This window comes from Mesorhizobium sp. L-8-10 (assembly GCF_016756635.1).
In the GTDB taxonomy this organism is placed as follows: Bacteria; Pseudomonadota; Alphaproteobacteria; order Rhizobiales; family Rhizobiaceae.
In genome coordinates this window covers 4,959,126-4,971,122 of the sequence record NZ_AP023263.1, presented here as the reverse complement: position 1 = coordinate 4,971,122, position 11,997 = coordinate 4,959,126, and the positions used below count along the sequence as shown (strand labels likewise).

Annotated in this window: 8 protein-coding genes; 5 read left to right on the top strand and 3 right to left on the bottom strand. The window is 66.3% G+C overall.

Features of this window, described 5'->3' with window-relative positions:
- The gene (locus JN280_RS23000; protein WP_202305630.1) at positions 1-1,143 is read right to left on the bottom strand and encodes a trypsin-like serine peptidase; all 1,143 of its coding nucleotides are present in this window, start codon (positions 1,141-1,143) and stop codon (positions 1-3) included.
- On the bottom strand, positions 1,140-4,955 hold the full coding sequence (locus JN280_RS22995) for a DNA/RNA non-specific endonuclease (protein WP_202305628.1): 3,816 nt from the start codon (positions 4,953-4,955) through the stop codon (positions 1,140-1,142). Before JN280_RS22995 ends, JN280_RS23000 begins: the two co-directional genes overlap by 4 nt.
- A 548-nt stretch (positions 4,956-5,503) precedes the next feature.
- Here JN280_RS22995 and JN280_RS22990 point away from each other — a divergent pair.
- A complete protein-coding gene (locus JN280_RS22990) occupies positions 5,504-5,977 on the top strand; it encodes a hypothetical protein (RefSeq protein ID WP_202305626.1) in 474 nt (157 codons plus the stop codon).
- A gap of 19 nt (positions 5,978-5,996) precedes the next feature.
- Here the strand turns inward: JN280_RS22990 and JN280_RS22985 are convergent, their stop codons facing one another.
- Entirely contained in the window at positions 5,997-7,664 is a 1,668-nt protein-coding gene (locus JN280_RS22985; RefSeq protein ID WP_202305624.1) for a DNA alkylation response protein, read from the bottom strand.
- 227 nt (positions 7,665-7,891) lie between these two features.
- Between JN280_RS22985 and JN280_RS22980 the strand changes: the two genes are divergently transcribed.
- From JN280_RS22980 to dprA, 4 genes are read left to right on the top strand one after another with little or no spacing between them, the layout of a single operon-like run.
- Positions 7,892-8,860 (top strand): aspartate carbamoyltransferase catalytic subunit, encoded by a 969-nt coding sequence (locus JN280_RS22980; RefSeq protein WP_202305622.1) that lies wholly within the window; start codon positions 7,892-7,894, stop codon positions 8,858-8,860.
- Positions 8,857-10,143, top strand: coding sequence for a dihydroorotase (locus JN280_RS22975; protein WP_202305620.1), 1,287 nt, complete (start codon positions 8,857-8,859; stop codon positions 10,141-10,143). Before JN280_RS22980 ends, JN280_RS22975 begins: the two co-directional genes overlap by 4 nt.
- Before the next feature lie 18 nt (positions 10,144-10,161).
- Positions 10,162-10,776: a glycerol-3-phosphate 1-O-acyltransferase PlsY gene (gene plsY / locus JN280_RS22970; protein ID WP_244741937.1), complete on the top strand. Its 615-nt coding sequence runs from the start codon at positions 10,162-10,164 to the stop codon at positions 10,774-10,776.
- Complete coding sequence (gene dprA / locus JN280_RS22965) at positions 10,773-11,906, top strand: DNA-processing protein DprA (protein WP_202305618.1); 1,134 nt, start codon at positions 10,773-10,775, stop codon at positions 11,904-11,906. The genes plsY and dprA overlap by 4 nt, the downstream gene beginning before the upstream one ends.
- The last annotated feature ends 91 nt before the right edge of the window (positions 11,907-11,997 follow it).

The following is an 11,997-nucleotide window of genomic DNA, read 5'->3' as shown; positions in this document are numbered from 1 at the left end:
CTAAGGGATCATTGGGCCAAGAACCTTATGCGCGCGCAGGGCATCCGACGCAATGGCTCGGTTTCCGGACACCGAATCGCCCCAGTAGTGCAGCGCCCTCACCTGCGCCGTGGCGAAGCCGAGAACGCCGGCGCCGGAATAGCCGCCGATCGTGGAAGCGTCATGCACGACGTGGATCTGACCGGGTTCGACCATGTCCATCAGCGTGCCGAAACTGACGCGCTTGCGCTCGTCGGGCTCGCCGAACACAGCGAAGATATCGTCCGGTACATTGCCGACCCGCCCTGGATGGCCAACGATGAAGAGACGATCGATGTCGAAGATGCTGTTCTTCGAGACCGTCAGCGGCTTCGCCGCACCGGCAACCGGCTCGACCTGGAGAACGGCGGCGTCGATGGGGTCCGCATCCTCCGCAACGAAAGGCACGCCCGTGATCCGATAGGTCAGGTCGCGCCGCGCGCCACTGTCGAAGGCGAAATCGAGAAGCACCTCGTATTCGCCTTTCATCCGGGCGTTCGTCGTTCCGGGCAGGCGCCGCGCCAGGCGCGTTCCCTGGCCGGGTGGAAACAGGACATGCCGGTTGGTCATAGCCAGCCCGTCGCCGATCAGGAAAGCGGTGCCCTGGACCCACTGCCGGTCCGTCAGCAGCGTATCGGTCACCCGCACAGCAGCGGTCGCCATAGTGACGGCCATGACATTTGCCCGGTGGTCGTCGACCAGCTGGGCCCACATGCCGGACTCCGGATACGCATTGATGTCTTCAAGTTCGGCGCCCATCACCTTCACTGCCGGGCGGCCGCGCGTCAGAAGCACGGCCTCCAGGGCAACGGCTTCCGGCTGTCCAAGAACGCCCTCGGCGGCGCCCTCGAGCTTCTCCAGCCCCCTGCGCGCATCGGCAACGAGGCTCCGCGCCAGGCCTTCGGCCTCCGTCCTTGACACCGTCTCGCCCTTCGACGTGCGTGCGCTTGCAAGGCGGCTGGCGATAGCAGAAATGTCCGCTTGGCCGAGCCCGCTTCCCGGTGAGGCCGATTCGTACCCGACGCCGAGCTCGCCGCCGGCCTCCTGCGCACCGCCCCGCGGCATCAGCAGGCGCCGGGCCCAGCGGGCAGTGCGTTCAAGCTTCAATCCGTCGACGCCGTTCATCTGACGCCTCCCCTGAACACGACTTGCGCGGTGACCGGGTCCATGCGCCGCTTGAGGCCGCCGGAGATGCGCAGCGGCGGCAACGATTCGAGCTGCGCCCTTTTCGTCATGGGGATGCGCGCCATGTCGAGCCCGATGCAGGCCATTTCGAGCAGATTCTGGCTTTCCGTGAGCATAGGGCCGGCGGCTTCGGCCTGGCCTCTCCCACCGACTTCGGCCAGAAGATCGCGCACCTGCTCGGCATTCGTGCGCGGTGAAGGGACAATGGCTTCCAGCGCCCCGGACGGGGTCGGGTCGGCTCGCAGCAGAGCTTCAGCGTCGACGATGCCGGCGCCATATTCGCCGGTATTGAAGCCGGCGGGCACGATCGCGGATCGCCGGATCAGCGATTTGAAAAGGTCCTGCAGGGTCATGCCGGGGCCGAGACGCTCAAGGAGAGCGTCGCGGCCGTGATGGGCGAGCCAGCAAGCGGCGACGCCCGCCAGATGGGCCGTTGCAAAGGAGGTTCCCTGGCCGCCGCCGACTTTGCCGGGATCGACCGGATCCCGTGCGTCGGCGCGCAACACCAGTTCGGCCGGGCCCGAAATATCGACGGCGCCGCCATGGCTCGATCCGATCCACGGCCGGAACTTCTCATTGATTCCGCCGACAGCGATCATCTCGTCATAACGGGCGGGCCATACCACGGTACCGACGCAGTTGCCGGCGGCTGCCACCACGATGATGTTCGCGGCGACCGCCTTCTTCACCGCGGCGTGCAGAGCCGAGCTGAACACGCCGCCGAGGCTCATTGTGATGACATGGGCGCCGTTCAGCCGGGCATGGTCGATGGCCTGGGCCACCCGGCTCTGGTCGAAGACAGCGACCGACGTCACGCAGCGAATGGGAACCAGGGTGGCGTCGGGCGCCGACCCGCTCATTCTTCCCTTTTCGGGACTGGCCACGACACTGCCGGTACCTGTGCCGTGACCTGGGTTGCCGCCCCCATTCATCGGATCGACGGGCGGCTTGCCGATCTCGACGAAATTCGCCGCCCGCTTGTCCTTGTGGATGTTCTTCGGCAATTCGGGATGGCCGGGGACTACGCCGGTGTCCGGCTGGAAGACGATGATGCCCTTGCCGCCGCGCGGCCGCCCCTCCTGCTCGGAAAACACCCATGCCTGGCGTACCTTGGTCTTGTTGATCGCCCAGTCGCTGTCGACGGGCCGATTGGCCGGATCGTCGTTGACCCAGCACCAGAAGGCCCAGTCCGCGCTTTCGGCGCTGCCCTCCGGCGGAATATCCCTGTCCGCTTCGTAGTAGCGGGTCGACAGATCCGGCTCGACCGTTTCGCTGCCGAGCACGTCGTTGAGGACGCGGGCGACATCGAACAGGTCGGAACGATCGTCGGACACGACGCCGGGAACATCGATTGCGCGAAAGCGGTCGAGCTCGCGGTCGGGCGCGAACAGCGGACCGACGACGACCTCCAGCCCGAGCGCCGCCTTCGTCATCGACTCTATGGTGGCATCGGATATCGGCTCGGCCAGGCCGACGACGAAGCGTGCGTCCTGGGGCGAGCGGATGCCGGCCTTCTGCAACCCTCGCCAGAAGTCGAGGATCTCGCTGAGATCGATCCGCGGCGCAACCGAGGCTGGGACCGGTTTCGGCGATCGCGGTTCTCTGGCGGGACGAGGCAGCGCCTCGATGGCTGCGCTTTCGCGGATATGCGCACCGCCAGCCGTTCCGGACTGGTCGCCAACGCGTATCTCATCGGAGAAATCGATGCCGGCCAGGGCTTCGATTTCGCCGACGCCGGCCATGAACCGGCGCCAACGCTGCGGAACGGCGAACTCCATGTCGACGGCCGAGAGATCCTGCTCGAGCAGGAACCCGAAGCTCTGCGGTCTGCCGTCCTTGGCCGCCACGATCAGCTTCCAGTAGCGGCGCGGGATGCGCACGGCGATCGGACTTTGAAGATCCACACCCGAGAAGATCGGGTCGTCCGCCGCCAGTACGGGCCCGGCAAAGACGGCGAGACCTTCCGCCTTCGCCTCACTCAGGACCAGATTCTCCAGATCGCCCCAATTGTCGGCACCTTCGGACGAGCGATTGAAGCCGAGTATCTGGGGCGAGCAGTTCGTCACATGGAACGTGTCGCCATTGGCGTTGCGCATCTCGTCATAGGTCTGACCCCAGGCGACGTCCTCGCGGCGCGCGATGTGACCTTTGTCGAAGGCTTTACGGTCCTGATTGTAGAATTTGTCGGGCAGTTGCTCCTCTGCGAGGATGCGCGGGTCGGAAAACCACTTCTCCCTGTCGTTCTTGCTCAGGCCCCCGAGGCCCTTACGCCCATAGTCGGAGTCGGGCCTGTTTCCTGGTCTCTTGGTTTCCGGTCGGGCACTGACATTGGACGCCACAAGCAGCGCCAGGCGGCGCTTCTTGTGCATGACGACGGAAAAATGGTGGTACGGGATAACGTGGCTGCCATTCTCCATCCGCACCAGATCGCCCTGGTTGCGTGGTTCCGGGATAGGCACCTCGACCCCGAGGAATCGGGCATCGTAGCCTTTGCGGGTCGAATAGTCGGCGTCATGGATCGGCTCGACCGCCCGCTCCGCCTCCGGCTGCGCGCCGGCTGCCGCGGCGCCGACCTCCGCGCCGGCGCGCGCCTGCCCGAGCCGCACGGTGATTTCGAGCGGGATGACGATGCTTGTCTCGCCACCGGCTGGCATTGCGGTTCCGGCCAGCGACGGCCGCGTCGCGCCAGCCGCCGTCAAGCCGCCGCCGGTATCCTCCTTGGGCCGGGCGAGCGCATCGGCTCTGCGCCAGGCTTCGTCCCATTTGGTGGCGCGCCGTGTAACGGGAGCCGAAAAGCCGACGCCGGCGTCGATGACCCGGCCGTCGCGGGCGAGTTCGCCCGCGGGCACGCAATAGTTGGCGACCGCGTAGCGCCCGCCGAAATGCAGCCCGACCACTTCGCCTGTGCCTGGATCGAGGACGCAGGAACCCGAATTGCCTCCGAGGGTTGAACTGTCGTGCAGCGCGGCCTCGACCGAATGATCGTAGCTCTCCACGCCTGCGACCCTTTTCATCTCCCCCGGCTGCAGCCGCTTGACGCCGTAGACGCCGCCGAAGACCATGTTCTGGACGTCGGCCGGATTGCGGATATCGAAGGTGGGATAGCCTACCACCGCCACCTCGCGGCCGACCACGGCCCCCGGGTCGAGCGTGGACAGGGTAAGCTTCCGCACGCCGGAGGGCAGGCCCTCCACCTTCAGCAGCGCCATGTCCCAGTGGGGATGGATCATGACGATCTGCTTCACGCGCAGGAAAAGCTCCCTGCTGCTACGCCGCTCCTTCAGGAAATCGATACCGGCCTCGAGTCCCGGGATGAAGCGAAGGCCCGCCGTGCCCAAACCTTCAGCGAAGATCTCGGCGACGTGCCGATTGGTCATCAGGAGGCCGTCGCCGGCCACGAAGCCGGTCCCTCCATAGGGCAAGGTCGGATGGTTGGGCAGCTCGATGCGTCCAATGCCGGCGATCGCCGCGCGCAGTCGGGAACGCACGGGTTCGTTGTTGAAATGAAGCCAGTCGGGATGCCGTACCTGATAGTCGCCCTCGATGATGTCGATTGCCGGACGCTTCTCCGGGATGATGATCGCCTCCAGATGGAAACGCTCATCCGGCTCGAGCGGCGTCCCTCGGGCCAGTTTCTCCAGAGTCCGCCGCCTCAGCGGGTCAGTTCCTCTCGCGGACTCGAAATTGCCCGCGGCCTCGACGAGCTCTTCGACACCGCCCGACGAAGTCGTACCGGCAAGAAATGAACGCAAAGTCTCATCGCCCACACGCGACATCGTCCGAACCTCGTGTCAGCCACTGTCAAATTTGCTTGATATGCGCTTTACAAAACGGTGCCATTGTACAATTGTTCAAATTATATTTCAACGTATTATGACGTCGCTTCTATCGACTCTGCGAACGACTTCAGACTTTCACCTTCCGATTTCGGGAGATATGAGACATCCGGCTGATGAAGACGATCACGCAGCCTCAATCCATCCAGAATATCGATATAAACGATGAGATCGAAACATAATTACTTTTCATTTCGGCCGTTTGTGTTTGACACCTACTCCCAAATAGGGAAACGTGGCGACATCGTTTCGGCGCGGAAGCCGCGGCCACGTGATGGCGAGCGACGGCCGATGTTGGTCGTCGCGGCATTCTGAGACGGTGTAAGCGAACGTGACCCGATCGTCGGGAGCCGACCGCTTTCGCCCGCGTTGAAATCCGCGTTGAAGGAAGCCGCATCCCGCACCGCAGCCGGCAAAGGCGTGAACAGATGATCGGATCGACCAGAGTGTTTCCCGCTATCCTCATGGCGTCGCTCACCGGTTCCTCTGCCATCGCGGATGAAAGTGACTTTCTCCAGACCCTCTCCGGGAACTGGCAGGGCACAGGTCAGGTGCGATTGAAACCCGATGCGCAGCCGATGCACGTGTCCTGCACGCTGGATTCAAGGGCCGACGGCGAAGAGATCAGCATGCAGGGCGCCTGCCGGGCCAACGTCGTGTTCTCGCGACGGATCGGTGCGGATCTCCAGGCCCAGGGCGCTCGCTACACCGGCTCCTATGTCGGGTCGATCCGCGGCCCGGCCACGCTTTCCGGCTCGCGCAACGGCGGCACGCTCGACCTCCGTATCCGTTGGCCTGCAAGGAATGACACGGGCCGCACCGCACGAATGCAGGTCGCGAGCCTCGGCAGCGGACGCATGCGCCTCGTCACCTCCGAATCACATCCCAGGAGCGGCGAGCGGATCGTCACCGCCCGGATCGAGTTCAGCAGGAAATAGGCCGCCGTCCGGCCCGGCCTCAGTTCGCAGGATAAAGCGTGTCGATGATCAGCCGAGCGTCATGGCGGGCGTCGAGCATGCCGTAGGTGCCGCGCCACTGGCCGGCAAGCCGGGTCTCGATGAAGGCGTCGGCGATACGACCCGCGCCCAGCCTGCGCAACTCCGCGGCGGCGGCGGACAAAGCGAGTTGCTCGGTGAGGATCCGCGCCGAACCCTCGTCCGAGGCCGCGACCTGCATGGCCGCTCGCAGCACGCCGGTGGCGCCTTTCCCGCTCTGACCGCCGAGATCCTTCTCGATTCCTGCCAGGACCTCGTCGAACAGTGCCGGCCCTCGCCCGAGCACGCGCAGCACGTCGAGGGCCATCACGTTTCCGGAGCCTTCCCATATCGCGTTGACCGGCGCCTCCCGGTAGTAGCGGGCGAGCGGCGCCTCCTCGACATAGCCGTTGCCGCCGAGGCACTCCATCGCCTCGTAGAGCAGCGGCGGGGCGATCTTGCACACCCAGTATTTGACCACAGGCGTCATGGCGCGCGCGAAGGCTGCCTCGCCCCGGTTGGAGGCTGCCTCGTCGAAGGACCGCGCCAAGCGGAAGGACAATGCCGTCGCAGCCGCCACATCGAGCGCCATGTCGGCCAGCACGCTCTGCATCAGCGGCTGCTCGATCAGTGCCTTGCCGAAGACGTTGCGGTGGCGCGCATGATGGATGGCCTCGGCCAGCCCCGCGCGCATGATGCCCGACGAGCCGACCGCGCAGTCGAGCCGGGTCAGCGTCACCATGTCCATGATCGTCTTCACGCCGGCGCCCGGCTCACCGACCATTTCGCCGATCGCGCTGTTGATCTCAACCTCGGAGGACGCGTTGGACCGATTTCCGAGCTTGTCCTTCAGTCGCTGGAAGTTGAGGCCGTTGCCGTTGCCGTCGCCCAGGAGGCGCGGCACCAGGAAGCAGGAGAGCCCCTCCGGCGCCTGCGCCAGCATCAGAAAGGCGTCCGACATCGGCGCCGACATGAACCATTTGTGGCCGGTGATGCGATAGAAGCCGCCGCCGGCCCGCTCGGCCCTGGTCGAATTGGCGCGCACGTCGGTGCCGCCCTGCTTCTCCGTCATGCCCATGCCGAGCGTGAGGCCGGCCTTTTCCACCGGCGGCTTCTGGCTCTGGTCGTATTTGCGGGTGGTCACCCGAGGCGCCCATTCGCGAAAGAGCTTGGGGCTCGCCATCAGCGCGGCCAGCGAGGCGCTCGTCATGGTGATCGGGCACAGATGCCCGCATTCGAGCTCCGCGGTCAAATAGAAGCGGGCCGCCCGCACCTGATGGCGCCGGCCTGTCTCCGCATCGCCGTTCTCCCAGACGGAGGAATGCAGGCCGACGGTCACCGACCGGCGCATCAGCGCGTGATAGGCGGGGTGGAATTCGACGAGGTCGATGCGTCGGCCCTGGCGATCGTGCGTCCGCAGCTTCGGTGTCTCGGAATTGGCCAGACGGGCGAGATCCTGCGCCTCCTGGCTCATCACGAATCGGCCTTGGGCGTCGAGGTCCTTGCGCACGGCCGGCGAGAAGTTCTCGGCCAGTTGCACCAGAAGCGGATCGCCCCGCCACGCATTGGAACCGGTCAGCGGCGGCGGCTGGTTCGTGACGTCGTGGTTCACCCGGATTCCTTCCGCTGCCGCATCGGCCGATCGAAACATTCGGAAAGCACGATGCGTGGATACTTGCTCCCGGAGCATTCTTTGCGCACCCGAAGGGACGCGTAAAGGACTCTCCAAGATCGCGGCGCCGGCCGCGAATCCGGGCGCCCGCGCCGACTTATAGCCGAAGGAGCATGCGGCGCGAACAAAATCCCGTTGGACAAGGAACGCCGCCGCCCGGCACGGCTTGCGGCCGGGAGCCGGCACGCCTATAGCAGCCGCTTGAGATGACAGACGCTTCGTCCCCGCCGCTCTTCCCGCCCTTCCCGCATCGGCATCTGCTGGGCATCCGCGACCTATCTCCCGTCGATATCCAGCTTCTGCTCGACCGGGCAGACGCCGCCGTCGCAATCTCGCGCCAGCCCGAGAAGAAGACATCCACACTGCGCGGCCGCACGCAGATCAACCTCTTCTACGAGGCCTCGACCCGCACCCAGTCGTCCTTCGAACTGGCCGGCAAGCGGCTCGGCGCGGATGTGATGAACATGTCGGTGGCCAGTTCGTCGGTGAAGAAGGGCGAGACCCTGATCGACACCGCCATGACCCTCAATGCCATGCGGCCCGACATCCTGATCATCCGCCACCAGTCGGCCGGGGCAGCCGCGCTGCTCGCCCAGAAAGTCGGCTGCTCCGTTGTCAACGCCGGAGACGGCGCGCATGAGCACCCGACCCAGGCCCTGCTCGACGCCCTCACCATCCGCCGCGCCAAGGGCGACATCGCGCGGCTGACCGTGGCGATCTGCGGCGACATCCTCCATTCCAGGGTCGCACGGTCGAATATCTTGCTGCTCAATGCCCTCGGCGCGCGGGTGCGCGTCGTCGCGCCTTCCACGCTGCTTCCCTCCGGCATCGCCCGGATGGGTGTCGAGGTTTCCCAATCCATGGCCGAGGGCCTGAAGGGCGCCGACGTCGTCATGATGCTGCGCCTCCAGCGCGAGCGCATGGCCGGCGCCTTCGTGCCGTCGGTGCGCGAATATTTCCGCTACTGGGGTCTCGACGCCGAAAAGCTCAAGGCGGCCAGGGAGGGCGCCCTGGTCATGCATCCTGGTCCGATGAACCGTGGTGTCGAGATCGCCTCGGAGATCGCCGACGGGCCGCAAAGCGTCATCCAGGAGCAGGTCGAAATGGGGGTCGCGGTGCGCATGGCGGTCATGGAAGCGCTGCTTGATCCGCGCCGCAACAAGGAAGCGGCATGATGGTCACGGTCTTCCACAACGCCCGCGTCGTCGACCCGTCCCGCGGCCTCGACGAGACCGGCAGCGTCGTCGTCGAGGGCAAGAAGATCGCCGCAGCCGGCGCCTCGGCCCGGAATCAGGGCGTTCCTGAGGGCGCCACGGTGATCGATTGCTCCGGCAAGGCCATCATTCCCGGCCTGGTCGACGGCCGCGTCTTCATCGGCGAGCCCGGAGCCGAACATCGCGAAACGATCGCATCGGCCAGTCACGCGGCGGCGGCCGGCGGTGTCACTTCCATCGTCATGATGCCGGACACCGACCCCGTCATCGACGACATCGCGCTGGTCGAGTTCGTGCTGCGCACGGCGCGCGACACAGCCTCGGTCAACGTGTTCCCTGCGGCGGCGATCACCAGGGCGTTGGAAGGACGCGAGATGACCGAGTTCGGCCTACTGCGCGAGGCAGGCGCGGTCGCCTTCACCGACGGGCGCCGCACGATCTCCAGCGCGCTGGTCATGCGCCGCGCGCTGACCTATGCGCGCGACTTCGGGGCGGTCGTCGCCCATGAGACGCAGGATGCCGACCTCGCCTCCTCGGGCGTCATGAACGAAGGTCTCTATGCGAGTTGGCTCGGTCTTTCCGGAATTCCGCGCGAGGCAGAGACGATCCCGCTGGAGCGCGATCTCGCGCTGGCGCGGCTGACACGCGGCACCTACCATGCCGCGAAGGTCTCGACAGCCATGTCGGCCTCGGCGATCGCCCGTGCCAAGGCGGACGGCTCCAGGGTCACGGCCGGCGTGTCGATCAACCATCTGTCGCTGAACGAGAACGACGTCGGCGAGTATCGCACCTTCTTCCGGCTGTCGCCGCCGCTGCGGGAGGAGGACGACAGGCTGGCCATGATCGAAGCCGTGAGGGACGGCACCGTCGACATCATCGTTTCCTCACACGACCCGCAGGACGTCGACACCAAGCGGCTGCCCTTCGCGGACGCCGCCGCGGGCGCGATCGGCCTGGAGACGCTGCTCGGCGCCGCACTTCGGCTCTATCACAATGGCGACGTGCCGCTTTTGCGGCTGGTCGAGGTTCTGTCCACCGCGCCCGCGCGGCTGTTCGGGCTGCCAGGCGGCACGCTTAGGCCCGGCGCGCCGGCCGATCTGGCGGTCGTCGATCTCGGCGAGCCCTGGGTGGTCACCGAAGCCAGCATCCGCTCGCGCTCGAAGAACACCTGCTTCGAGGGCGCCCGGCTGCAGGGGAAGGTCTTGCAAACCATGGTGGCGGGCCGCACAGTGTTTTCGGCTTGAACCAGCGGGAGGGGCGCTGTGGCTGACGCAACGACATGGCAGGCTGTCCTGCCCTATCTTATCGCCGCGCTGGCCTTCGGCTATCTTCTCGGCTCCATTCCGTTCGGCCTGGTGATCACCCGCGCGGCGGGCCTCGGCGATGTGCGCAAGATCGGCTCGGGCAACATCGGCGCCACCAACGTGCTGCGCACCGGCAACAAGGGTCTGGCGGCGCTGACGCTCCTGCTCGACGCATTGAAGGGCACTGCCGCCGTGCTGGTCGCCGGACGGTGGGGCGTCGACTACGCCGTCGCCGCCGGGCTTGGCGCCTTCCTTGGCCACCTGTTCCCGGTCTGGCTGGGCTTCAAGGGCGGCAAGGGCGTGGCGACCTATCTCGGCGTGTTGATCGGGCTCGCCTGGTCGGGGGCGCTGGTCTTCGCCGCCGTCTGGCTGGCGATCGCCTTTGCCACGCGCTACTCTTCCCTCGCCGCCCTCGTCGCGGCCGTCGTGGTTCCGATCGCGCTCTATCTTCTCGGACACGGCCAGGTGGCCGCCCTCTTCGCCGTTCTCAGCCTGATCGTCGTCATCAAGCACCGCGCCAACATATCGCGGCTGCTGGCGGGCACGGAAGCGAAGATCGGGGCCAAGGAATGACCGTTGAGGATGGGCGTCTCAGCGATCGGCAGCGCATAAGCTGGCTGCGGCTGATCCGGACCGAGAATGTCGGTTCCGCCACCTTTCGCGGCCTGGTCGATCGCTTCGGCTCGGCCGAGGCGGCGCTCGAAATGCTGCCGGAACTGGTGATATCAGGCGGCGCAAGACGCCTGCCGCGCATCCCCTCGGTCGCCGAAACCGAGGCCGAGCTCGACATCGCGCGTCGCGCCGGGGCGCAATTGGTGGCGATCGGCGAGCCGGACTATCCGCCCATGCTGCGACGCATGGACCAGCCTCCGCCACTGATCGCAATCAGGGGCGAGCCATCCGTCTTCCGGCGCCCGCCGGTGGCGATCGTGGGCGCGCGCAACGCCTCTCTCGTCGGCATCAAGATGGCGCGCATGCTCGCCGCCGAGCTTGGGGGCCAGGGCTACGCGGTCGTTTCCGGACTGGCGCGCGGCATCGACGCGGCCGCGCATCAGGCGAGCCTCGCGACCGGCACGATCGCGGTGCTGGCGGGCGGACTCGACCGGCCCTACCCGCCGGAGAACATAGAGCTCGCCGCCGGGATAGCGGCCCGGGGCGGCGCCGTCGTTTCGGAGATGCCGTTCGGCTGGGAGCCGCGCGCCAGGGATTTTCCCCGACGCAACCGCATCATTGCAGGCCTGGCGTTGGGGCTGGTCGTCGTCGAGGCGGCACATCGTTCAGGCTCCCTGATCAGCGCCCGGCTCGCCGGAGAAATGGGCCGGCTGGTCTTCGCCGTGCCCGGTTCACCGCTCGATCCACGCGCCGCCGGAACGAACTGGCTCCTGAAGCAGGGTGCCACACTGGTCACCGAAGCCAGCGATATCGTCGCGGAAATCACGCCGCTTCTCTCGAACAGCGTACCTCAGCCGGCCGGTCTCGCGGAACCGCCTGACCACTCGGCGGCGCCACCACCCGGCGATCACGATCGCGCCGGCATCGTCGAGGCGCTCGGCCCTACGCCGGTGAGCCTCGACGAGATCATCCGTCATTCCGGACTGCATCCGGCTCAGGTATTCACGATCCTATTGGAACTGGACCTTGCCGGACGCCTGGAGCGCCACGCCGGCGGCGCGGTTTCACTGCTGCCGGACGGCGGTCGATGACGTCCCGCGGTGCAAGATCGGGCGCAGAGACCAGCCAGAGAATAGGAAAAATCGGTAGTCCAATCTTGTTTCGACCAGTGGCACCGAGAAG